Annotated in this window: 26 protein-coding genes; 11 read left to right on the plus strand and 15 right to left on the minus strand. The window is 31.5% G+C overall.

Going from position 1 to position 22,831, the window contains the following annotated elements:
* From FD06_RS07685 to FD06_RS06645, 3 genes are all read left to right on the plus strand, one after another.
* Window positions 1–396: MFS transporter (locus FD06_RS07685; protein WP_162256017.1), on the plus strand; the 396-nt coding region annotated here is incomplete at its 5' end.
* A 106-nt stretch (window positions 397–502) separates the two neighbouring features.
* On the plus strand, window positions 503–934 hold the full coding sequence (locus tag FD06_RS06640) for a MarR family winged helix-turn-helix transcriptional regulator (RefSeq protein WP_056966948.1): 432 nt from the start codon (window positions 503–505) through the stop codon (window positions 932–934).
* A gap of 5 nt (window positions 935–939) precedes the next feature.
* Window positions 940–1,374 (plus strand): GNAT family N-acetyltransferase, encoded by a 435-nt coding sequence (locus FD06_RS06645; protein ID WP_054658105.1) that lies wholly within the window; start codon window positions 940–942, stop codon window positions 1,372–1,374.
* Window positions 1,375–1,410: 36 nt separating this feature from the next.
* On the opposite strand, the gene FD06_RS06650 is transcribed toward FD06_RS06645, so the two are convergent.
* Entirely contained in the window at window positions 1,411–2,271 is an 861-nt protein-coding gene (locus FD06_RS06650; RefSeq protein WP_056966950.1) for an NAD(P)-dependent oxidoreductase, read from the minus strand.
* A gap of 448 nt (window positions 2,272–2,719) precedes the next feature.
* Between FD06_RS06650 and FD06_RS06655 the strand changes: the two genes are divergently transcribed.
* Window positions 2,720–4,057, plus strand: a complete 1,338-nt coding sequence (locus FD06_RS06655; RefSeq protein ID WP_056966951.1) for an FAD-dependent oxidoreductase — start codon at window positions 2,720–2,722, stop codon at window positions 4,055–4,057.
* Between the two features lie 120 nt (window positions 4,058–4,177).
* On the opposite strand, the gene FD06_RS06660 is transcribed toward FD06_RS06655, so the two are convergent.
* Window positions 4,178–4,408 carry a hypothetical protein gene (locus FD06_RS06660; RefSeq protein WP_054658107.1) on the minus strand — a complete coding sequence of 77 codons (231 nt, stop codon included), beginning with the start codon at window positions 4,406–4,408 and terminating at the stop codon, window positions 4,178–4,180.
* 378 nt (window positions 4,409–4,786) lie between these two features.
* Between FD06_RS06660 and FD06_RS06665 the strand changes: the two genes are divergently transcribed.
* Both FD06_RS06665 and FD06_RS06670 read left to right on the plus strand, forming a co-directional pair.
* The gene (locus tag FD06_RS06665; RefSeq protein ID WP_056966953.1) at window positions 4,787–5,380 is read left to right on the plus strand and encodes a tyrosine-type recombinase/integrase; all 594 of its coding nucleotides are present in this window, start codon (window positions 4,787–4,789) and stop codon (window positions 5,378–5,380) included.
* Window positions 5,381–5,467: 87 nt separating this feature from the next.
* Entirely contained in the window at window positions 5,468–6,913 is a 1,446-nt protein-coding gene (locus FD06_RS06670; RefSeq protein WP_056966955.1) for a catalase, read from the plus strand.
* A 53-nt stretch (window positions 6,914–6,966) separates the two neighbouring features.
* Here FD06_RS06670 and FD06_RS06675 read toward each other — a convergent pair whose 3' ends face one another.
* Both FD06_RS06675 and FD06_RS06680 read right to left on the minus strand, forming a co-directional pair.
* On the minus strand, window positions 6,967–7,668 hold the full coding sequence (locus tag FD06_RS06675) for a CPBP family intramembrane glutamic endopeptidase (RefSeq protein ID WP_054658112.1): 702 nt from the start codon (window positions 7,666–7,668) through the stop codon (window positions 6,967–6,969).
* A gap of 97 nt (window positions 7,669–7,765) precedes the next feature.
* Window positions 7,766–8,287 carry a hypothetical protein gene (locus FD06_RS06680; protein WP_056966957.1) on the minus strand — a complete coding sequence of 174 codons (522 nt, stop codon included), beginning with the start codon at window positions 8,285–8,287 and terminating at the stop codon, window positions 7,766–7,768.
* Window positions 8,288–8,450: 163 nt separating this feature from the next.
* On the opposite strand from FD06_RS06680, the gene FD06_RS06685 reads away from it, so the two are divergent.
* Window positions 8,451–9,104: a nitroreductase family protein gene (locus FD06_RS06685; protein ID WP_056966959.1), complete on the plus strand. Its 654-nt coding sequence runs from the start codon at window positions 8,451–8,453 to the stop codon at window positions 9,102–9,104.
* A 48-nt stretch (window positions 9,105–9,152) separates the two neighbouring features.
* Here the strand turns inward: FD06_RS06685 and FD06_RS06690 are convergent, their stop codons facing one another.
* The 4 genes from FD06_RS06690 to FD06_RS06705 form a co-directional block, all read right to left on the minus strand.
* Window positions 9,153–9,479 (minus strand): AzlD domain-containing protein, encoded by a 327-nt coding sequence (locus FD06_RS06690; RefSeq protein ID WP_056966961.1) that lies wholly within the window; start codon window positions 9,477–9,479, stop codon window positions 9,153–9,155.
* Window positions 9,466–10,173 carry an AzlC family ABC transporter permease gene (locus FD06_RS06695; protein WP_056966963.1) on the minus strand — a complete coding sequence of 236 codons (708 nt, stop codon included), beginning with the start codon at window positions 10,171–10,173 and terminating at the stop codon, window positions 9,466–9,468. Before FD06_RS06695 ends, FD06_RS06690 begins: the two co-directional genes overlap by 14 nt.
* Before the next feature lie 109 nt (window positions 10,174–10,282).
* Entirely contained in the window at window positions 10,283–12,016 is a 1,734-nt protein-coding gene (locus FD06_RS06700) for a hypothetical protein (protein ID WP_056966965.1), read from the minus strand.
* A gap of 114 nt (window positions 12,017–12,130) precedes the next feature.
* Window positions 12,131–12,592 (minus strand): MarR family transcriptional regulator, encoded by a 462-nt coding sequence (locus FD06_RS06705; protein ID WP_054658124.1) that lies wholly within the window; start codon window positions 12,590–12,592, stop codon window positions 12,131–12,133.
* A gap of 114 nt (window positions 12,593–12,706) precedes the next feature.
* On the opposite strand from FD06_RS06705, the gene FD06_RS06710 reads away from it, so the two are divergent.
* Both FD06_RS06710 and FD06_RS06715 read left to right on the plus strand, forming a co-directional pair.
* A complete protein-coding gene (locus FD06_RS06710; RefSeq protein WP_056966966.1) occupies window positions 12,707–13,312 on the plus strand; it encodes an NADPH-dependent FMN reductase in 606 nt (201 codons plus the stop codon).
* A 14-nt stretch (window positions 13,313–13,326) separates the two neighbouring features.
* A complete protein-coding gene (locus FD06_RS06715) occupies window positions 13,327–13,899 on the plus strand; it encodes an NAD(P)H-dependent oxidoreductase (protein WP_056966968.1) in 573 nt (190 codons plus the stop codon).
* Here FD06_RS06715 and FD06_RS06720 read toward each other — a convergent pair.
* The 3 genes from FD06_RS06720 to FD06_RS06730 are packed head-to-tail and all read right to left on the minus strand — an operon-like array spanning window position 13,894 to window position 17,144.
* Window positions 13,894–14,850, minus strand: coding sequence for a zinc-binding dehydrogenase (locus tag FD06_RS06720; RefSeq protein WP_054658127.1), 957 nt, complete (start codon window positions 14,848–14,850; stop codon window positions 13,894–13,896). The two genes, FD06_RS06715 and FD06_RS06720, sit on opposite strands and share 6 nt — an antisense overlap.
* 9 nt (window positions 14,851–14,859) lie before the next feature.
* Window positions 14,860–16,371: an ABC transporter permease/substrate-binding protein gene (locus FD06_RS06725; protein ID WP_056966971.1), complete on the minus strand. Its 1,512-nt coding sequence runs from the start codon at window positions 16,369–16,371 to the stop codon at window positions 14,860–14,862.
* 50 nt (window positions 16,372–16,421) lie between these two features.
* Window positions 16,422–17,144: an ATP-binding cassette domain-containing protein gene (locus FD06_RS06730; protein ID WP_056966973.1), complete on the minus strand. Its 723-nt coding sequence runs from the start codon at window positions 17,142–17,144 to the stop codon at window positions 16,422–16,424.
* Between the two features lie 148 nt (window positions 17,145–17,292).
* On the opposite strand from FD06_RS06730, the gene FD06_RS06735 reads away from it, so the two are divergent.
* Window positions 17,293–17,748, plus strand: a complete 456-nt coding sequence (locus FD06_RS06735; protein ID WP_056966975.1) for an Rrf2 family transcriptional regulator — start codon at window positions 17,293–17,295, stop codon at window positions 17,746–17,748.
* 100 nt (window positions 17,749–17,848) lie between these two features.
* Here the strand turns inward: FD06_RS06735 and FD06_RS06740 are convergent, their stop codons facing one another.
* Complete coding sequence (locus FD06_RS06740; protein WP_054658131.1) at window positions 17,849–18,043, minus strand: hypothetical protein; 195 nt, start codon at window positions 18,041–18,043, stop codon at window positions 17,849–17,851.
* Between the two features lie 132 nt (window positions 18,044–18,175).
* Window positions 18,176–18,841, minus strand: coding sequence for a type 1 glutamine amidotransferase (locus FD06_RS06745; RefSeq protein WP_054658133.1), 666 nt, complete (start codon window positions 18,839–18,841; stop codon window positions 18,176–18,178).
* Between the two features lie 118 nt (window positions 18,842–18,959).
* Here FD06_RS06745 and FD06_RS06750 point away from each other — a divergent pair, with 118 nt between their 5' ends.
* Window positions 18,960–19,361 (plus strand): hypothetical protein, encoded by a 402-nt coding sequence (locus tag FD06_RS06750; protein WP_054658135.1) that lies wholly within the window; start codon window positions 18,960–18,962, stop codon window positions 19,359–19,361.
* Between the two features lie 218 nt (window positions 19,362–19,579).
* On the opposite strand, the gene FD06_RS06755 is transcribed toward FD06_RS06750, so the two are convergent.
* Together FD06_RS06755 and FD06_RS06760 are read right to left on the minus strand one after the other, a co-directional pair.
* Window positions 19,580–21,214, minus strand: a complete 1,635-nt coding sequence (locus tag FD06_RS06755; protein WP_420834755.1) for a peptide ABC transporter substrate-binding protein — start codon at window positions 21,212–21,214, stop codon at window positions 19,580–19,582.
* Window positions 21,215–21,543: 329 nt separating this feature from the next.
* Entirely contained in the window at window positions 21,544–22,815 is a 1,272-nt protein-coding gene (locus FD06_RS06760) for an NRAMP family divalent metal transporter (protein ID WP_237757244.1), read from the minus strand.
* Between the last annotated feature and the right edge of the window lie 16 nt (window positions 22,816–22,831).

Raw genomic sequence — 22,831 nt, forward strand, 5'->3', positions numbered from 1 at the left:
ACAGTTCTGGGCGGTGTTACTAATTTTAAGCTCATTGATCAATTATCATTTAAAGTAACTACAGTGTTTGAAACAATACTACTTATTTTGATTTTCGTAAACTTTGCACTGCTAAAAAATTATTGGATATTGCTTGTGATGCTCTTTCTAGGTGCGTTTTTTGTTAGTAAGGCTAATGCTAAAATTAATGCTTTAATTATTGAGATGACTGAACCAGATATGTTAGCTACAGTGAGCGGCACTATTACTAGTATGGCCATGATTGCGGTTCCAGCTGGTACTATAACGGTTGGAGTTTTATACAATGTGGTTTCCCCCATTGTAACTTATCTGTTTGGGATGGTTGTTTTAATAATCGCATTGGGTTGTGCTGTCTTTTCCAAAAGTAACGCTTGATGCTTAATAAACTATCTTATCTTAATAAGATGGTTTATTTTTAAGCATTTAGTTGACAATGTCAACTAAATGCTATACTTTATTAAACAAAGGAAGAAGTGATTGTTTGCTAAATCAAAAAGAGTTAGAAAAAATCCGCCAATTTAACCGTCAATATACTAATAAATTAGGCATTATGAATAAGAATATATTTGAGACTGGTTTAAAATGGTCTGAAGCTCGTCTATTGTTAGAAATATATTTAAATCATTTTAAAACACCTAAGGATTTGGTTAACCAATTAAACTTGGATAAAAGCTATGTTAGTCGGACGGTTAATAGTTTAGTTAAAAAGCAGATGCTTAATAAGGTTCAATCAAAATCAGATTTGCGTGCAGTTAATTTGGCGCTAACTGAAAAAGGTATATCAGTTAGCAAAAGGTTAAACAATGAATCAAACGAGCAAATTATTTCGATGTTAAGTAATTTGAGCGAGCAGGAACAAAATAGTTTTTATAATAGTATATCTAATATAAATTCAATACTATTTAAGGAGTGATTATTATGTGGAAAATTAAAAATTTTAATGATTTAAGTATAGAAGAATTTTACAAAATTATGCATTTAAGGATTGAAACATTTATTGTCGAGCAAAAGCGTATCTATCAGGAACTGGATGCGCATGATTTAAAAGCAAAGCATATTTTCTATGAAAAAGACGATGAAATTATAGCGTACGCACGTATTATGGAAGAAGATGTACACGTAACTTTTGGAAGAGTCGTAGCTAGTTCTAAGCACCGTGGAGAAGGCTTAGGGAAACAACTTTTGGACAACATAATGAAAGCTATTAAGCAGTATTTCCCTAACAAATTAATTGAAATAGAAGCACAACAGCAAGTGGAAAAATTCTATGCTAAAGCTGGCTTTACATCGCAAGGCGACTCATTTATTTTTGCTTCCACTCCACACGTAAAAATGATTCATCAACCTTTATAGTAAAAAAATTCACCTAATACATAGGTGAATTTTTTACTATTTATATACTTTTATAAGTCCTTGAGTTCCATCATTTCCTAAATGCATCTGATCAACCATTTTTTCATACAGTTTTTTGGCTAATTTAGTTGATGGTAGTTGAATGTTCATCTCTTGAGCACATTCTAGAGCAATTCTCAAATCTTTTAAGAAATGTTTAGCAGCAAAGCCGGGTTTAAAATCGTCCTTTAACACTCTAGGTGCATAGTTTTTCAAACTCCAGTTTCCAGCGCTTCCATTTTCCACAATGTTGACTAACTTATCTAAATCTAAGCCGGCTGCTTTACCATACTCAAGCATTTCGGTCATTCCAGTCATCGTACCGGCAATCATGATTTGATTTGCCATTTTGGTGTGTTGACCGCTACCAGCGGGTCCGAAGAAATTAATTTGCTGTCCCATTGATTTAAATATGGGCATTACGTTTTCAAAAGTTTCACGATTACCGCCTACCATAATGGTAAGCGTACCATTTTTAGCACCGACATCACCGCCTGATACAGGAGCATCTAAAGCACTGATGCCATTATCTTTAGCTACTTCGTAAATCTTTTTGTCTAAACTAGGTTTACTTGTTGTGGAATCAATTAATACTTTACCTTCACTAGCACCGTTCATAATTCCATTGTCACCAAAATAAATATCTGCAACATTTTGGGGAGTCCCGACCATAGTGATTATTACGTCATTTTCCTGTGCAACTTGTTTAGGCGTATCTATCCAATTGGCCCCTAATCCCATTGCGTATTCAGCATGAGCTTTGGTGCGGTTAAAGACACTAACTTGGTACCCAGCTTTAATTAAATTAGCTATCATACCATTACCCATAACACCTGTTCCGATAAATCCAATTTTCATAAAATCACTTCCATAAGCATAATGTTATTCCTATTAACAATAATTGCAAATGTTTGGATTATAATTTTACTTATTATTAGAGGAGTTGAACATATTAGTAATTAAAAAGAATATAAACAGTCCCACTATCGATTCAAAAACTTTGCTAAAATTAAGCCATGGGAAATTAACATGTCCAATGTAATGTAATAACGGTAATAGAATAGCCGAAAACATTCCTGCTATAATTACTACAATTAACCATTCTATAATTGTATTCTTTAATATATCTAAAATTTTATGAATATAGCATTCCCCTAATTATATATTTATAAAGCAATTTTAACATATCTAAAATTTTACTTAACTTCGCGTTAAATAATTGTGTTTTTTTTCACAAAGTTTATAATTATGTTTGTAAACTAATGTGTTAAAAATAATTTGCACATTATACAAAGGAGTTAAGAATATGAAAATTATTGTTATTGGATGTACCCATGCTGGTACTTTTGCAGTAAAACAAATTTTAAAAGAGCATCCAGATGCTGAAGTTACTGTTTATGAAAGAAATGACAACATCTCCTTCTTATCTTGCGGAATTGCTTTATATTTAGATGGAAAAGTTGCTGACCCTAAAGGGTTATTCTATTCAAATCCACAAGAGTTAAGCACGCTAGGTGCTAATGTTAAAATGTTACACAGTGTAGTTTCAATTGATAATAAAAATAAAAAAGTTGAAGTCAAAGATATTAAAAAAGATAAAGTCTTTACAGATAGTTACGACAAGTTAGTTATGACCACCGGTTCACTACCTGTTTTGCCACCAATTAAAGGCGCCGATAATAAACGAGTTCATTTTTGTAAAAATTGGTATGATGCTCAAAAGTTATTTAAGATTGCTAAAGATAACAAACGTGTAGCTATTGTTGGTGGTGGTTATATTGGAGCAGAGTTAGTTGAAGCTTATTCTAACCATGGCCATGATGTTACTTTAATTGATACTAATGACCGTGTTATGCATAAGTACTTTGATAAATCCTTTACTGATAAAATTGAAGAGAGCTATTTGGAACATGGTGTAAAGCTTAATTTAGGTGAACGGGTGCAAAGCTTTACTGGTGATGATGAATTGACTATTACTACTAACAAAGGGAATACAGTTGTAGATATGGCCATTTTATGTGTAGGATTTAAGCCTAACACGGATTTACTCAAAGGGAAGGTAGATATGATGCCTAACGGTGCTATCATTACTAATGAGTACATGCAAAGCTCTGATCCAGATATATTTGGAGCTGGTGACAGTGTTGCAGTTCACTATAATCCAACTAATACATCTGCTTATATTCCATTAGCTACAAATGCCGTACGTCAAGGAATTTTAGTAGGTAATAATATCGAAAAACCAACTACAAAATATATGGGAACTCAGTCATCGTCTGGTTTAGAACTATACGGTCATACAATTGTTTCGACTGGTTTAACCATGAAAATGGCAGAAGACGATAATGTGCGGGCACATCAAGTAGTTATTAAAGATAATTATCGTCCTGAATTTATGCCAACAACTGAAGAAGTATTAATGTCATTAGTATATGATCCAGATACGCGTCGTATACTAGGTGGAGCATTAATGAGTAAACATGACGTTTCACAATCTGCAAACGTTTTATCTGTATGTATTCAAAACAAAAACACAATTGACGATTTAGCTATGGTTGATATGCTATTCCAGCCAAACTTCGACCGTCCGTTTAATTATTTAAATATTTTGGCGCAAGCAGCTCAAGATAAAGAAAATAAATAATTGTTAAAAGAACTCTTAAACGAGTTCTTTTTTATTTAGTTAAAATGTCATTTGTTACTTTAACAAAATAAAAAATAAATAAAAAAATAGCATGACTCATTTCATGCTATTCGTCAATGCTCAGAATTTTCTTTCGATTTTATATGCTTTTGCTTTATCTTTGTCACTGTCTCCTAATTGATCGCGCATCTCAAATAAAAAGTGTTCATTATTATTATGATCTTTAACCATTACCAAAGTATCTTTTTGTTGACGCTTATCTGCAGTAATTTGTGCGGTACGAATAATATCATTTGGATTTATATCTGAAACAATTGCATTACCTGGATTAAATAAAATATCTTCATTCATAATTGTCCCCCCTATTAACTGACTTAATAATATTCCAATGGTTCATTCATAGCTAGTAATTAGGCTAAAAAATCATCGCGCTTTTAAACGCTTATGTTAATACAATTACTCATCAAAATTTTGAACGTGTTGTTAGAAAACGCCTATAAATTTTAGAATATTTTATTTACAAAACACTAGCTAGAAATATAATTATAAGTTTGAATTCCTACTTTTGCCTAAAACAAGGAATTCAAAAGGCTGATATATCAACGAAATAGTAAAGTTAGAAAAGTTTATGAATTTCTTATTGAATTCCTAAAAATGTTGTTATTTAAATAAAAATAGGAATTAAATATGGTATACTTAGCTTTAATAATAAGTATCGGAGTCATTAATATGATAAACAATCGCAAGAACAAAAAGCTATTAATAACTGATGTACAACCATTAAGAACCAAAGAAGACATCGCAAATGTTAAAAAGTTTTTAAGTAAGGGGCATTTCGGCGAACGAGATTTAATGATCTTTATGGTAGGCATTAATACCGGGTTACGGTGTAGCGATATCGTACAACTCAAAGTTGGAACAGTCTTACATGATAAAACCCCTTATATATATGAACAAAAAACTGGTAAAAAACGTCAAGTTAATTTAAACAATATCGCCAAAGAGTTGAATTTATATATTAGACATCAAGATTTTACATCACCTGATGATTATCTGTTTCCTTCTAGAAAGCATAATGTTTCCCAACATATTACTGTAAATGGATTTTATAAAGTTATTCGACGCGTTGAATTTCAAATGGGACGACATGATTTAGGAACGCATACTATGCGTAAAACTTTTGGGTATCATTTTTATAAAAAAACCAATAGCATTGCAATGGTTATGCAAGTACTTAATCACAGTAACCCATCAATCACCAAACGTTATATTGGAATTTCAGATGAAGAAGTTAATAATCAATTAAGTGATTTTGTGTTATAAAAACTTTCAGTGTGAGCTAAATCCTTTAATATAAAAGATATATCAGATATAATTTATTGGAATATAATTAAAGAAAGAAGTAATTTTATGTCTGATAAGTTAACTACTAACGAAGGACAACCATGGGCTGACAATAATCACTCACTAACTGCTGGCAATCGTGGTCCTGTACTTATGCAAGATTATCAACTAATTGAAAAGCTTGCTCAATTTAACCGTGAACGTATTCCTGAAAGAGTTGTACATGCTAAAGGTGCTGGTGCTAAAGGTATTTTTACATTAACTCATGATATGAGTAAGTATACCAAGGCTGACATTTTCAACGGTAATAATAAAAAAACGGATATGATTGTTCGTTTTTCAGAAGTTGCTGGAGAATTAGGATACCCTGATACTTTACGTGATGTCCGTGGATTTGCCTTGAAATTTTACACTAATGAAGGTAATTATGATATTGTTGGTAACAATACTCCTATTTTCTTTATTAATGATCCGCTAAAATTTCCTGACTTTATTCATTCGCAAAAACGCGAACCTGATTCACACTTACGTTCTCAAGATATGCAATGGGATTTCTGGGCTCATTCTCCTGAATCTGTACATCAAGTTACTTACTTAATGGGTGACCGTGGTAATCCAGCTAGCTATGCCAATATGAATGGCTATGGTTCACATACATTTAAGTGGGTTAATGAAAAAGGCGAACAATTTTGGGTTAAATACCACTTCATCTCAGAACAAGGCGTCAAAAATATGACTGAAGAACAAGCTACAAAGACTGCTTCATCTAACCCTGATTATTTAATCCAAGACTTGTATGATCGCATTAAACAAGGCGATTTCCCCAAATGGAAAGTTTGTGTGCAAATAATTCCATTTAAAGATGGATTAAACTATAAAGATGATATTTTTGATGTAACTAAGACAGTATCTCATAAGGATTATCCTTTGCAAGAGGTTGGAGAGTTTGTTTTAAATCAAAATCCTGATAACTATTTTGATGATGTTGAAGAAGCTGCTTTTTCGCCTGCAAACTTAGTTCCCGGTATTGAGGCTTCACCTGATAAATTGCTTCAAGGTCGCTTATTTGCTTATAAAGATGCTGAACGTTATCGTCTAGGTGCTAATTATGAGAAGCTACCCATTAATCGTCCTAAAAATAATGTCAAAAATTATTCTAGAGATGGTTTTATGTCCCAAGGTCAAGATGGTTCTGTAAATTACGAACCAAATAGTCAAAATGGTCCTGTGGAAGACTCATCAGCTAAAACTGCCCCCTTTGATATTAGTGGAAATGCTGGCAACTATAACACTTACGCCAATGATTATTACTCTCAAGCGGGTGCTCTATATAATGTTTATTCAGAAGATGAAAAACAACGTTTAATTGAAACTATAAAAAGCACTTTAGGTTCAATTAATAGTCATGAAAATAAGGTTTTAGAAACTAAACAATTTTATCAAGCAGACCACGACTACGGAACTAGAGTAGCAAAGGCTTTAAACTTAGATTTAAGTGAAATCACTAATTAGAAAAAAACAAAAAATCGACTAACTTAGAGTTAGCCGATTTTTTATTCAATAAGTTAAATAGTTCCAATAATTTTAAATACTATCAATATAACTGTAGAAACTACTGCTATTCCATTAAATAGCATGTGAGTAATTATAGGAACCCATATGTTTTTACTTACTATATAGGCAATAGATAAAACAACCCCAGCTACTGCATAAGAAAGTGATGCAATCAGACTTCCACTGAAATTGTAGTAGTGAGAAAATCCAAATAACAAACTTGATATGACAACGGACAATATCATTAGAGATTTGTTACTTCCAAAACGGTACATCATTTCATGTCTAAAAGCTAGTTCCTCAACAAAGGCAACTCCTAAGTTAACAACTCCTACATATATAGACATTATTAATCCTATCCAAGTCTCAACTGGGAAACCATAGCTAGGATATGGGTTATGTGCTGGTGCAAATCCATTAAAAATCTTACCAGCTATCATGACAGCTATTTGCAAAATTATATAAAATAATGCTATTGCTATTATATATTTCAGCTTATTTTGCTTAAATGCTTGCCATTGTTCACTAAGATAAGACTTAATATGCTTTAATTCATATATTAATACTCCCAGGAACCAAACTGATAATATAGCTATATATACATAAGAGTTACTACCAGCTATTTTAATATCTATAGTTAGAATAACTAAAGACATAATAAAGTATATAAAAATCGCTTTCAGAAATCTTAAATCATATTTTTGACTAAACATAAATTTCACCTCCAATTTTCAAGTATATCATTATATAAAAGCCTTTTAATTTATTTAAGACAAAATAAAAAAACGTTATAAAAACGTCTTTTTTAAATTATTTTTGTAATGGTGGTAAAGTTATGGTTGTTTTACCGTCATTAACTTCTAAAATTACCAGTAACCAACGTTTAGCTTGTTGTGTTAAATTATTTAAATCAGATGGTTTAACTTGAGTAAATGCCTTGTACATTGCTTTTAATTCACGATTTAAAGCTTTAGTTGACACTTTTTGAGCTTGTTGGTTATTTTTCATACCTTGTTTAAAAGCTTTTTTAAAGTCTTTTTTGAACTTCTCTTTAGAAGTATTTAAGTCTAACATTTGTAACATTATGTCTCTAGTTTTTTTACCCTGTTCGGTTGTAGGTTGGTAATCTCTAACTGTTGGTAATAAGTCTAAGCTCATTACGGTTACAGCATCATACATCTTATTAGAAATTTTGTTAACAACTACTTTTTGTTCTTTTGTTTGAGACACATTTTTAGCATTAGCATTGCTTAATCCAACTGTACTTAGTGTTAACGGTGCAATCAATGCAACAATTGCCGTTCCTTTTAGTAATTTTGCTTTGATACTCATTAATAATCCACCTCATAATTAAGATTATTTTAATGTTATCATATATTTCTAATTTATCAAGTCCATTTGTTAAAGTAACAACGTACAAAACTAGGTATTTGAAGTATCCTGAATTATCTTGTACTATATTTTAGTAAGTAAACATGGAGAGGAGAATTTATTTATGGATGCAATTAGCGCCATCAATCATCGTAAATCAATTAGAGCTTTTAATGAAAAAGTTCCTAGCGATGAAGATTTATTAGAAATCGTAAAAGCAGCTCAAAAGTCACCTTCTTGGATTAATTCCCAACCTTCTAGAATTGTGATTGCTAAGGGGGATAAGTTAAATCAAATTCGTAAAGAGCACAAAAACCTTAATGAAAATCCTGACATCCACACTAAATCTGATATAAAATTCACGCCCATTAAAGACTGGGATATTGAATCTCAAAATAATATGAGTAATAAACGTAAATCAGATTTAGAAATGTTTGGTAATGAATTTGATAACATGAAGCAAATTCAGGCTAATAATCTATTTGATGCTCCTGCTGTCGCTTATATCACATTACCTAGTAACTATACAGAATGGTCATTATACGATGCTGGTGCTATGGGAGAAGCATTAATGATTGCTGCTCAAGACAAAGGCATTGATTCAATGCCTGCATTTGAATTTATAAAATACCCTGATCGTTTACGTGAACATTTAAATGTTCAAAATCGGGCTTTCTTATTGGGTATTGGATTAGGTTTCCGAGATGAAGGTAATCCGATTAATAAAATTGAAGGTAATCGAATGAACTTGTCTGATGTTGTAACAATCATAAAATAATATACGAAAAAAACCTATCAAATATTTTGTTGATAGGTTTTTTTATTTTTAAAAAATGATCTGTACTATCGCTAAAGATATAACACCAACGATTACGACTACTAATAAGCTGCGTGTTAATATTGCACTTACAATTGTTGGGAATGTGGCTAATAGATTATTGTAATCTATTAAAGGTAGTTGACCCAGCCTTTGATGAAACAAATTCTCAAACCATAGCGCTGACATAATTACGATTGGAACAAAGCTTAAAAACTCTACTACCTTGTTAGAAAGTTTAAATTTTTTAAGTAAAATAAACGGTAACACACGTGATAAAAAAGTAACCACCCCACTAGCTATAATTGTGGTCACTATAAAGTTAAAAGAAGGCATGTTTAATCACCATCCCTAATGAGCATCCCACAATAGTTACTGCAATAATTAATAAATTACTGGGGATAAAAATTAACCCTAAGTAAACTAATCCTAACACTATCAAAACAACTATCAGTTGTAGTTTGAATGGAAGCTCTTTATCACCAATCATTTGTAAATATAATAATCCAATGAACATAGCTACTAAAGCAAAATTCAGACCTAACTTATCTGGATTAGTTATAAATCCACCTAATAATGCTCCTAATATTGAAGATAATACCCATGTACAATATGAAACAATATTAGCCGTATTTAACCAGGAAAAATTTAAAATCTTGTTAGTATAGTTAACTTTACTCATACTTAAAGCAAAACTTTCATCAGTTAACAAACTACCTACTAAAATATTTTTTAGCATCGATTCTTGCTTTAAAAATGGTGCTACTGTCATACTCATTAAAATCATTCTAGAGTTTACTAAAAAAACTGCTAGAACAATTCCAAGCATTGCATTCCCAGATGCTAACATACTAACTAATATAAATTGCGCAGAGCCAGCATATGTAATAATGGAAACTAATGCAACTAATAGTACATTCAAACCAGCTGCCTTTGCTACAATTCCAAAGGCTAACCCAATTCCAATATATCCAAAAACCGTTGGTAATGCATCCCTCATCCCTGATGAAACATCTAACTTATCATCCATTTTATCACTCTCCCACCAGTATTATCATTGAGTATATCCACATATAATCAAAAAGGCAATAATGAATCCATAATAAAAGAACCGTAAGTAAATACGGTTCTTTAGTTATTTAAAAGTTAGCCTTAAATTCAGTTACGCTACCATTGGATTCATCTTCCACTACACTAGCTTTAAATTCAACCTTATCACCTGGTCGAATTAAAGCGGTGCGGTTATTCTGAGCTGGATTAGCAGTAAAAATAGTTTTATTGCCTTTTAACATAAACTCAACTACTGACTTTGAACCATCATTTACAATAGCCATCCGGTCCACAACTCCTTGATACTTTTTATAGTTCATCGAGTTATGGTTCCCGTTCGTCCCAGCCTTAGTAATTAAAGCTTGTCGAAAGGCAGCTAAAGTAGCATTAGCAGTTGAACTATTAGCGTATAAGTTCTGATTAGCAGCGTCTAAATAGTAATATCCACGTAGTGTATTGGTGTTATCTAAAATGCTCATAACCCAAGTAGGATGTCCATAAACATTGTATAAAATTGGCATTTTAGCTTGCCATTTTTGAGCTCGATAATTTTCATTCGCATTATCAGTTGCCGAATCCGAATCCATTACGTTTTGTAATTTATAGTACGTAATTTTACCAGTACGAGCATCAGTAGTTGAATACCCAATAGCTGATTTACTAGAATCACTACTGGTATAATCTTCAACATATTGAATTCGACCATTTTTATCGAACATACTAGTAACACCGTCTTCAGTTCCGTTATGCGTAGGTTTAGCTACCCCTTGCTTAGCACCAAAAATAGTAGTATTCCAAAAGCCATGATTATATTTACCATATATATCATTCATTCCAGAAGCCACGTCAGAAGTAAAACCTTCATCAATAAATTTAGGCGCATCTTGCGGTTTATATAAAGTAGACTTACCGGTTTCGGCGTTCAATACAGCAATTTTAACTTGTTTGTAGTTTACACGACCATTAATGTTCCCCTTTTTGTAAAGTGTATCTACATAGTAAGGAGTTCCATTATCGTCAATCTCTAATTGTTCACCATCACTTAGTTCCTTGTAACCCAAACTTTGACGCGCAATAGCTCGGTCTGATTTGTGATTAAACCAAAAGCTTGGCGCATACTTAATTGGCTTTTTGATGAATTGCGGTTGTGCGTCTGGATCAGTTGCACTAATCATAAAATATCCTGGTAATTCGTGCATCTTGTTATATTGCATAAAGCCTTTAAAGTCAATTCCAGCAATGTATACTGGTTTACCCTTGTAGTATTGTGCTTGGATATTGTCATTCAATACATAGTACTGTGAATTATCAATGTCACTCATTGCCTTACGCATTTCTGAGCGGGCTGTATCCGTTGAAATAGCCACTGGTGTTTCGTCTTTTTTCATAGTCGGTACATCTTCGGTATGTGCAGTTTGCGTGGTCAATGAATTATAACTAGTCATTGGTGATAATGCAGTTGCTGCTAAGATTACGAATGACAGTAAAATACTTAGTCCAAAAACTGTCCCGAACAGCTTATAACGAAAATTAGCTAACTTATCACTGATGCTCGTCTTTTTAGCTAGATCTAGTAACACGAATGGTAATACATAGAATATAGCGGTAAAAAAGATACTAGCAAAACAAATGATTCCTGTAATGTTAACTAATAAAAATGGAATATAAGCCAACACCGCCAGTGATATTGCCATTAAAATAAGTCTAATTAGACTGCCCAATAGCGTGAAACGTTTCTTATACTTAAAGTTGGCAATGTTTAATAATATTTCCATAATTATTGGAACTATTAAGCCAATCAAAATGATATTAAAATAACCCATAAATAAAATAATCTCCCCCTAATTGAAATAATCAATTAATAAGAAAGATAATAACATACTTATTACTACAATGGAGAAGTATCTCAAAAATTGCTAAATATATTTTAAGATAAATTAAACTTTACTTAACTTCTGTAAGACTTCAGTTACTTGATTAATCTCTTCAGATGAATATTTAGCTAAAGCCTGCGTTAATCTATGATTAATATGAAGTTCTAATTGTGCATGAATTTCAGCAATTTTATTACCTAAGCTAGTTAAATTAACAATGATTTCTTTACCGTTATGTGTGGCTTTATAGCGTGATAATACATTCATCCCGGCTAATTTATTAATGGCACGTGAAATCGTCGGTTGTGATAGTTTTAGTTTGTCGGGTAATCTTTTAACTTGCATTGGTTGCGATTGATAAATTTCAGCAATCACATGTAAATCACGGGTACTTAATTTATTAATTACGTTTCTAGCATTTTCATTATCCATATGCTCAATTAACCATGCTTTTTCATGGTCTTGCTGACTGTCTTGATTAATTAAATTATCAAGGGCTTGTTTTAGGTGTTTAACATCTGGCAAATTCTCTACTCCTTTTTTATTCAAGTGAATAAATATTTGACATATATACATTTTAAACTATAATAACTTTGTATTCAACTGAATAAATAATACGAATTAAAGGAGTAACAGTATATGACTAAAATTAATATTATCCTGGGCAGCTCTAGACAAACTGCGCTTGGAAAAAACGTAATTAACTTTTTAGAAGAAAATGTTAGTGCATACGAAAACTTAACCGGAGCACAATTTAACTTTATAAAGTTACAAGATTATCAATTACCATTCTTCTATGAATCAATTCCTCCAATGGCTAATAAAAATCGTCAGCTACCTGATAACGAACAACAATGGATTAATGATATGGAAGATGCCGATGGCTACATTTTTTTAACTCCTGAATATAATCACTCATTTCCAGCTATTTTAAAAAATGCTCTAGATTATTTATCTAATCAAATTAGTGGAAAAGCTGCTTTTATTATCTCCTACTCAAATAATATGCGTGCTGGTCAATTTGGTGGTTTAGAACTATCAACTGTGTTGTCAAAATTAGGTGCTTTTGTAATGCCATCAACTGAAATGATGTCCATTCGTAATGTTCAAGATACTTTCGAAGCCAATGGTGAGCTAATTAGCGGCTCTGCATCAGCTGACTATTATTCAAAGAAGTTAACAACCACCATTCGTAAATCCGTGTTTTATAGTGAATTATTTCAAAACAATAAATTTAAAAATTAAGAGGTAACTTAATTATGAACATTTTAGTTATTCAAGGGCATCCCGATTCTAAATCTTTTACACGTCAAAACGCCCTAGCTTATTATAAAAAAGCTAAACAACAAGGTAATACAGTAACCATAGTAGATCTCAGTCAAAGTGATTTTAATCCAGTTTTACAATACGGCTATCGACAACACATGTCAGACGAAACATATCCTAAAAGGGTCCAACAGCTAATTCAACAAGCTGACCATTTGGTATTTTTCTTTCCGGTCTGGTGGTCTGCTGAACCAGCCATCTTAAAGGGACTAATCGATCGAGTTTTTACCCCTGGTTTCGCATATAAATACGATAAAGATAGTGGCAAGCAAATTAAGCTTTTAAAAGGTAAGACTGCCGACATCTTTATGTCCAGCCACGCTCCATCCTTATTCTACAAACTAGGGCTTAATTTAGTTTTTAGATGGAAAAAGTTAGTCTTAGGATACTGTGGTATAAAAGTTAAAAATGTACTTATCTTAGGTAGCATGGATAAAGCTAAGGATACCGCACAAAGAAGGCAAACTTTTATACAAAAGTGTATCAATACGATTAAAATTCTATAAAAATGAAATTACTACTTTGCCAAAGCTTTTTTTGCTAGATAAATAGTCGTGGGCCTCTTTTATTTGATTCAATTTAAAAACTTTATTGGGCTTAACACTAACACTATGTTCATCAATAAAGTCAAACATTCCTTGCAATAAGTTGGTATCAACGTCCCCAGAATAAAAACTTGTTAGATATTTATCATTAGGAATATCAAAAATTGGGTCAAATCGTTCAATATTCCACTGATTACCCAGTTCTCCAGTTTGCGATAATATACCTTTTTTGTCTAAATGTATAAAAGAATCAAATATAGTTTTAGGTCCTATTAAATCTAAAATTTTATCGTACTTATTTTTTGTCTGGAGTTGATAATTGTGATCTAAAACAACTTTTTTTGCTCCAGAACCAATTAAAAGTTCTCTCTTTTTCATAAATCTTGTCGTGGCTGTAATATTTATGAGCTTACTGGATGATTTGGCTAAATTAATTGCAGCTACACCGACACCACTGGTTCCTCCCCGGATTAAAAGATTATCTCCATTTTGTAAATTTAGACTTTTTAATGATCCATATGCCGTGTAATATGTTTCTGGAACTGCAGATAAATCTTCCCAATTTAACTTAGTTTTTATTGTATATATTTGATTATTAGGAATTAAGACATACTGAGCATAACTTCCATTAAACTCACGACCCATCTCTCCCATGATAGAAATAACCTTTTTACCTACAGGAAGTGATAACTCATCAGTAGTTTTATATATTATGCCAGCAACTTCAATACCTAAAATTATCGGAAACGATACACTCGGTGACTTCCCCTCTCTAGTAAATATTTCAGACCTATTGATTCCAAAACCTTTAACCTTAATTATTGACCAACCTTTTTTTATTTTAGGAATTGGAACATCCTTAAGCTCTAAAACATCAGAACATCCTGGTTTGTTAACAACAACTGCTTTCATATAAAACACCTAATTTCTTATAAGTTTTTTTCTTAACAAATATTTTCTAGCAACATCACTTGCTTTTTGATGCTTTGTATTAACCAAATAATTCATTCTAATCATGTCTTTGTTTGTTATTTTATTTTGCAATACTTTTAAGCTCTTTACTATTTTATAGTTTTTATTATAGAAATCATTTCTAACTAGAGGTGCTCCTTGATAAGGCGGAAAAAAGTTTTTATCATCTTTTAAAACTAAAACATTTTTGCTCCTCAGTTGCGAGTCTGTAGTGTAAGCGTCAGTTATGCTTATCTCTTTTTTGTTCAGAGCTTTATACTTCAAGCCAGCATCCATAGATACAACTTTTCTAAACTTAAGATTATATGTTTTTCTTAACCCCTTATTGCTAGTATATTCTTTCATAAAATCGGGATCAAACCCAGCTGTTAAACTACTGTTTTTTAAATCAGATATTGTTTTAATATTATAAAATGATGCGTCTTGTTTATTTATCGCCAAGCAATATCTATTTTGATATTTCATAGGCTTTAAATAAACTAAATCGTATCTTTTTTTTAATTCATTTTTTGATTTTAAATAATAAGAAAGCGGATTCTTAGGAATATTTTCATTAGTTTTTAGAACATCTTTTATAACTGTACCAGTAAATTCAGGGTAAATATCAATACTATGATTTCTTAATGCATTGTATAAAAAAGACGTTCCACCAAAATTTGGTTTTAAAACAACATCAATGTTATTGGAATTTTGAATTAATTGCTTATACATATTAATTATTATTTCTGGTTCACTCCCCATTTTACCTGCTATGGTTATGGTTTTTTTACTAGAAAAATTATTATACAATGTTAAAGAAGAAACGATTAGTAATACTGAGATAGAAGTTAAAATAACCATTTTATGTGAAATTTTACTAATTAAATTAATTAAAAATGAAAATAGCAACGTTAGTAACGCTGATATAGTTGCTCCAACTATTATTTCTGAATTGTTATTGGTTTGTATTCCAGACATAATAAAAGTACCTAACCCACCACCTCCAACAAAAGAGGCTAAAGTTGCAGCACCAACAGTCATAACAGTTGAAACTCTTATACCGGCTAAAATATCTTTGTATGCTAATGGCAATTTTATATGAAAAAGTTGAAAAGTTTCTGAAAGTCCCAAAGATTTTGCAGAAACAAGTAGTTTAGGGTCAATATTATTTAAGCCAGTATAAGCATTTTGGAATACAGGCATAATTGCATAAACTACTAAAGCTATTATGGATGGTTTACTTCCTATTCCTACGATAGGAATCAAAATTCCTAGAATAGCTAAGCTAGGGATTGTTTGTACAACTCCAAATAAGTTCAAGATAATTTGACTAACTTTCTTATGATTTATTAATAAGCAAGCTAAAAATATAGAAATAAAAGTTGCAATCACAATAGCTGTTATAGACATAATAATATGTTCTTTTATTGCCAAAATAATTTCGTGATGTTGATTGACTAAAAAATTTTTTATTGATTCCATAGACAGTTCCTTTTAATAAATATTATTATAAATAAACTAATTTAAAGATTTTAATAATAGTTTTCAAAAAACGATGATACAAATTTATTTTTAGGGTTATTAATTATAACTTCAGCTGTATTAACTTGTTGTAAATTGCCATTATAAACGATAGCAATTCTATCACCTAATTTAACAGCTTCATTCATATCATGAGTTACAAAGACTATGGTTATTTTATATTTTTTATGAAGTTTAAGAATTAATTCCTGCATTTTATTTCTTGATATAGGGTCTAAAGCACTAAATGGCTCGTCCATTAATACAATACTATTACCCGTAGACAGTGCTCTAGCTATAGCAACTCTTTGTTGTTCTCCTCCTGACAACTGAGAGGGCATCTTATTAGCATATTTCTCATAATATAGTCCGACTTCATCTAATAAATGTTTCACTTTGATTTTGCGGCTTTTAAGACCCATCCCAGAATATCTAAGCTTAATACCTGTATTTTGTGCAATATTCATATTTGGAAACAATTCATATGACTGTAAAACATACCCAATACTGTAACGTAGTTTTTTCAAGTCGTAATCTTTATTATCTTTCAAGTCAATGCATATTCTACCATTCGTGGGCTCTACTAAACGATTAATCATATTTAATATTGTAGTCTTTCCACTCCCACTAGGCCCTATCAATACAAAAAATTCGCCACTTTTTATATTAAAATTCAAATTATGCACAATTACTTGATTATTATATTTTTTTGAAATATTATAAAAACCAATCAATTTATTTTCACTTCCCAAACTTAATTTATATTACTTGGTAATTCTAGTATCATAAAAAAATTTTTTCTAGAAAAAAAGCTAATATTACAAATATATAAACAAAATAGTGTAAAATATATGTAACTTTTGAAGTTACAGGAGGTTAAAAATGAGAGTTTCTACAAAATTTAGCGATTCTATACATCTGTTAGCTTTTATTGAGGTGTACAAAGATATAAAAATAACAAGTAGTGTGATAGCAATATCTATTAATACATCACCAGTTGTAGTAAGACGTTTAATTATTAAATTAAGGAAAGCTAATATTATTGTTAATGATGAAAATAAACAACCGTCAATTAATGGTGAACCCAAAAATATATCTCTTTTTGATGTATTTATGGCTACTGAAGGCTATGCTGATTTATTTAAGATAGATAAAGATACAAATCCATTATGTATAGTGGGGAGAAACATACAGGATATACTAAAGAAATATTACACAGAAGCTCAGAATGCCGCATATTCTAAACTAAATAGTTTAAATATGCAGGATGTTATTGATAATATGTTAATTAACGATAAAATAAAAAAACAAACAAAAAACAGCTCTGAATTTAAATGATTAGAAATCCATACCATACTAATTTCATTTTATTAAAAATAATTTACGTGCTAATTAAATAAAACAAAAAGCGGCAACCTAATCGTTACCGCTTTAATTTTTAGTTTAATTTTAAACTGCGTCTATAGAATGGTAGGGCAATCACCGCTATTAGTATCGAAAGTGTTGTAGCTGATAATTTGTCATTAACATAGGTACCAACCATTATCGCTAGCATTAGTTGAACCATCCCCACTAACGATATAGCTATGATGACTTTCATCAATGAAGCACGTTTATTTTTATCTAACTTCATAGTTATCCCCACCTTTTCTATCATGGTGTCCCACATTATAAACGCAACCAATATAATTTAAAAGAATTTAAATTACAAGTTCATTATAACGTTAGCACATTAATTGATTGTAAAAGTTGGGTAAAATAATTGTTAAGCGTTAATGTAATCCAATAGTTTATACATAACCGCTTTATTTTCAGCAGGTACCGAATGTGAAAGTATATCATCAGCACTTTGTCCTAAAACATTGTCCCTAGCATAACTTCCATCATTTACAACAATTTCGCGAACATCATTTTCCGTGGGCTCAAAATGAAATTGTAATCCGATAATTCGATGATTCATGACAAAACCTTGATTGATAAGGTGGTCGCTAGAAAACAATAGTTGTGCTTGATGTGGTACTTCAAACATTTCTTCGTGCCAATGTAATGCAGTTAACTGCTTAGGAATATCTTTAATTACATCACTTTGTAAGTATACCGGTGCCCAGCCAACTTCTTTAACCGGTCCCTTAGTAACACGATACCCTAGTGTTTTAGCAATTTGTTGAGCTCCAAAACAAGCTCCAAATATAGGAATATCTTTTTGAATAGCTGCTAAAATCAAGTCACGCTCTTTGCGTACCCAATCTGAATCATCATTAGGACTCATCGGTCCGCCTAAAATAACTAACATATCTGTTTCATCAATGCTAGGTAAAATACCAAATTGATAGGGATGGTAAACAAACATTGAATGATTATGATTTTCTGCCCATAATTTAATTGAACCAGGGCCCTCATTAGGAGTGTGTTGCAATACATTAATACGCAAAATAATAACCTCACTTTACTTATTTTATGTAATTATTATAAACTTTCTAATCAAAAACTAGAAATATATCGCATAAACCTTTATAATTTAAATCAAATAATGGAGGTTTGTTACGAATATGAAAGTCAAATTAACAGCGTTAATCGTTATTATTTTAATAATATTTGGAATTACGAGTTTTAAAAGAGTAAACCGACTCAGCAAGGGCAATTATATTAACATTTATAATGCTAAATCGGATTTAGTAAAAAAAGATTATAATAAAAATAACGTTAATTTTTTAACTAATTTTATTAACCAACAGGTAAACAATAATCTCAAAAGTGATGCAAGTTTACCGAAAAAAGCCCAAAAAGAATTTAGGTATCGTGTAGTTAATGTCAATAGTGATTCAGCACTATCAATAACTACTTACAAAAATAAATATGCTAAGCTGACCTCTAAAAGCTCGCACTCATACATTGATTTTTATGTTAAGTTAACTGATAAAGAGTACCAACAAATTAATAAAATACGCTAAAAAGGAAATTTCATGAATAGAGTCACTATTTCAATATTGATTGTCTTAATTTTAACCACATTATATATTTTGATTAAAACAAGCGATTCAAATAATTTGTTATTAAAATATATAGCTTTAATAATCTTTATAGCTATTGGAATTATATTATATAATGCTTTCCAAAAGAAATAATAAAAGACCATTTACAGTAGTTGTAAATGGTCTTTTTGCTAACACTATTTAATGTAAGTGTATTTATAGCTCCATTGTGTTCCGGCAGTATTATGAATAACACCTTCTACCTTTGGTTGTTTCAAGTAGTAAGTGTCATCTTGGAACAGTGGTGAAACCCCTTGTGTAAGATTTAGTTCCTTACTTGCGTTTACTAAATCTTGCCAACGCTTACCGGCATCATTAGAATCAACGTTTTCAGCTTTGTTAACTAAATCATTGTATTTCTTACTGTCATATTTACCATAGTTATAAGAAGTCCCACGTTGTGGAATTTGTAAGAAAGTAATTGGGTCATTAAAGTCACCACCCCAAGTGTCTAAACTGATGTCAAAATCGCCACTTTGTTCACGTTGACTAGCAATTTTAGATGGTACACTTGTAAGGTTTAAAGTTAAGCCAGACAAGTTACTTTCTAATTGTTCTTTCAAGTATTGAGTAGCTACAGTGGAATTAGCATTTTCATTACTAGTTAACAAGTTAAGTGATATATTTTTAACCCCTAATTCCTTTAATCCTTTGTTCCATAATTGTTTAGCTAACTTAGGATTATAATCTAGTGTGTCTTTAACACCTTGTTGGTCAGCAAAATCTTTCCCTGTCTCAGGGTCACGAGCTAAACCTTTAGGTACAAAACCAGTAATTGGGTCTGATTTCAAATATAGTACCTTTTGTGATAACACTGAACGATTAATTGATAATGAAATAGCACGACGAATATTATCATTATTGATAATAGCTTTCTTTTGAGCATCCTTATCATTAAAGTTGTATCTTAAATATGAAATCATTGAATATGAGTAATCTTTTAAGTTTGGATCATTTTGATAATTCTTTAATTGATCAGTTGCTAATGGAGTAATATCAATACTACCCTGGTTGTATAGGTTTAGGCTTGTTGCTGGGTTGCTAACTAAACTGTAATTAATCCGGTTTAATTTAACTACTTTTTTATCCCAGTATTGATTATTTTTAACATATGCCCATTTATCACCAGTTCCGTTCCAGTTAATCATCTTAAAAGGTCCAGAATAAACCATATATTTAGAATTAGTACCGTATTTATCACCGTATTTTTTAACCGCTGCTTCACTTTGTGGTCCAAATAAAGGATAAGCCATTAAAGTCTTAAAGTATGCGACTGGCTTAGTTAAATGAATTTTAACCGTATGTTTATCAACGGCTTCAATCCCTAATTTATCTGGATTCATCTTACCAGAACGAATGGCATCCCCGTTTTTAACTGCATTGAATAAGTAAGCATATTGTGCTTTAGTGCTAGGGGTAACTGTTCGACGCCATGAGTATACAAAGTCGTTAGCGGTAATTGGACTACCATCACTAAATTTGGCATCCCTTAATTTAAAAGTCCATGTTTTACCGTCTTTACTACTATAACCCTTAGTAGCTAAACCGGGGGTTATACTACCTTTTTCACCCAAGCGATAAAAACTTTCATAAACGTTTCCGGTTGATCCATAGCCACCCGCTTTAGAAATATCAATAGTATCTAGCCTGGTACTGGCTGCTAAATTCAAAGTCTGTGTCTTAGCATCATTACTAGATTGACTATTATTTTTAGAACCACAAGCAGTTAAACCCACTCCTAAAGCAACTGCAACTGCTGATAAGCCTAATATATTACGTATCTTCAATTTCTTTCACTCCTAAAATATATATATTGTACTAATAGTTAAAAAAGAGCCACCACTTTCAGACTAACGTATCCGCTAGCTTGAAAGCAGTGACTCTTTTATCATGAAATCTTCACAGATTAAATCATTGTCAAATTAATCTTATAAAGAATCGCACCTTAAAAGGGTTACCACATTCGTGCTAACGTACATTTGACAACAACATTCGCATTGGTTAAACATAGTTTTCATCATGTGATAATCCTCCCTCAACTAATTTAGTATCATAACTATAATTAATTTATTAATAAATGTCAATTATAAAGCTCTCACTTTTACCAAATCCCAATCATAGGACCCACCATATATAATCCAAATGCCATCACAACAAGGGATAATCCAATAACTACCCAACGATAAATCCCATGCATCCGATATTTATCTGGTAAAGCTTTTGCTTCTAAAATTAGTAAAAATCCCAAAACAATTGGAATCATTAGTGCATTAATAACCTCAACTGTAATCGAAATTGAAACAATATTTTTACCTAGTAAAGACGTAAAAGCACTAACTACAATAATTAAAATATACATCGTATAAAATCCAAAATTATGCTTATTAAGTTTTTCATTTAGACTATGACGCCATTTCAAAGTTTCAGTAATGCCCCAAGCTCCCGCAAGCGCAACTACTAAAGCGGCTACTAAGGCCCCACCTAGCAAACTAGAACCTAATATCAGGCGTGCTGCATCCCAACCAATGTAACTAGACAATGAATTAACGAGATTAAAGACCGTTTCTTCAGTTGAGTTAGTGTTATCTTTAAACACAGTTGCTGCAAATAATACTACAAAACCAATCATAATTCCTTGGGTAATAAAAGTTCCTATCAGCGTATCACCTTGTTCTTTACGAATCATGTTAGGTTTCAAGTGTTTATCCACGACCGCACTTTGTTGATAAAAAATCATCCATGGCATAATTACTGCTCCTACATTCGCAGCTAGTAAATAAACGTATGAGTTATTATGTAAAGGCATTGATTTCATTCCTTGATATATCTCATGTACTGATGGATGAACCATAAACAGTCCAATAATAAAGGTTAACTCAAATAATCCTAAAGTAACCCCAATCTTCTCTACTCGTCGATAGTTTCCAGTCAAAGCAATCGCAATTAAAAATAGTGCAGTTATAGTTACTGTAAACCATTTTGAAATTCCAAATAATTCGCCTACGCCGATAACTCCGATAAATTCAGTTAACAAAGCCCCCATGATTGAAATTAATAGCGTTCCGGCTGATAAATAGGCCCAACCTTTGCCAAAATAATCTCGAATAAGTTCACCATGGCCCTTTTGAGTAATAATACCTAACCTAACTGTAATCTCTTGAACCATAAATAAAATTGGAATTAATAAAATTTGTGGTAAAACCATTGAATATCCAAAGCTACTGCCTGACTGTGCCGCTGTGATTAGACAGCCAGCATCGGTATCTGCCAACATTATAATTAAACCTGGCCCCATAACTGTTAACCAACTTTTTAAACGTTGCTTAAAAGTATTATCGTATGTATTAACTGCGGATTTATTAAAATTTAGCATATTCATCACCCTTTTT

The organism is Apilactobacillus ozensis DSM 23829 = JCM 17196, from assembly GCF_001435995.1.
In the GTDB taxonomy this organism is placed as follows: Bacteria; Bacillota; Bacilli; order Lactobacillales; family Lactobacillaceae; genus Apilactobacillus; species Apilactobacillus ozensis.

Coding starts and splice junctions, on each gene's coding strand:
- FD06_RS06700 (WP_056966965.1), bottom strand. CDS start 12,016: ATGGGTTATTTTAATATCATTTTGATTGGCTTAATAGTTCCAATAATT.
- FD06_RS06675 (WP_054658112.1), bottom strand. CDS start 7,668: ATGTTTAGTCAAAAATATGATTTAAGATTTCTGAAAGCGATTTTTATA.
- FD06_RS06710 (WP_056966966.1), top strand. CDS start 12,707: ATGACTAAAATTAATATTATCCTGGGCAGCTCTAGACAAACTGCGCTT.
- FD06_RS06680 (WP_056966957.1), bottom strand. CDS start 8,287: ATGAGTATCAAAGCAAAATTACTAAAAGGAACGGCAATTGTTGCATTG.
- FD06_RS06685 (WP_056966959.1), top strand. CDS start 8,451: ATGGATGCAATTAGCGCCATCAATCATCGTAAATCAATTAGAGCTTTT.
- FD06_RS06720 (WP_054658127.1), bottom strand. CDS start 14,850: ATGAAAGCAGTTGTTGTTAACAAACCAGGATGTTCTGATGTTTTAGAG.
- FD06_RS06735 (WP_056966975.1), top strand. CDS start 17,293: ATGAGAGTTTCTACAAAATTTAGCGATTCTATACATCTGTTAGCTTTT.
- FD06_RS06655 (WP_056966951.1), top strand. CDS start 2,720: ATGAAAATTATTGTTATTGGATGTACCCATGCTGGTACTTTTGCAGTA.
- FD06_RS06665 (WP_056966953.1), top strand. CDS start 4,787: ATGATAAACAATCGCAAGAACAAAAAGCTATTAATAACTGATGTACAA.
- FD06_RS06645 (WP_054658105.1), top strand. CDS start 940: ATGTGGAAAATTAAAAATTTTAATGATTTAAGTATAGAAGAATTTTAC.
- FD06_RS06760 (WP_237757244.1), bottom strand. CDS start 22,815: ATGCTAAATTTTAATAAATCCGCAGTTAATACATACGATAATACTTTT.
- FD06_RS06670 (WP_056966955.1), top strand. CDS start 5,468: ATGTCTGATAAGTTAACTACTAACGAAGGACAACCATGGGCTGACAAT.
- FD06_RS06650 (WP_056966950.1), bottom strand. CDS start 2,271: ATGAAAATTGGATTTATCGGAACAGGTGTTATGGGTAATGGTATGATA.
- FD06_RS06695 (WP_056966963.1), bottom strand. CDS start 10,173: ATGGATGATAAGTTAGATGTTTCATCAGGGATGAGGGATGCATTACCA.
- FD06_RS06750 (WP_054658135.1), top strand. CDS start 18,960: ATGAAAGTCAAATTAACAGCGTTAATCGTTATTATTTTAATAATATTT.
- FD06_RS06725 (WP_056966971.1), bottom strand. CDS start 16,371: ATGGAATCAATAAAAAATTTTTTAGTCAATCAACATCACGAAATTATT.
- FD06_RS06690 (WP_056966961.1), bottom strand. CDS start 9,479: ATGCCTTCTTTTAACTTTATAGTGACCACAATTATAGCTAGTGGGGTG.
- FD06_RS06660 (WP_054658107.1), bottom strand. CDS start 4,408: ATGAATGAAGATATTTTATTTAATCCAGGTAATGCAATTGTTTCAGAT.
- FD06_RS06740 (WP_054658131.1), bottom strand. CDS start 18,043: ATGAAGTTAGATAAAAATAAACGTGCTTCATTGATGAAAGTCATCATA.
- FD06_RS06715 (WP_056966968.1), top strand. CDS start 13,327: ATGAACATTTTAGTTATTCAAGGGCATCCCGATTCTAAATCTTTTACA.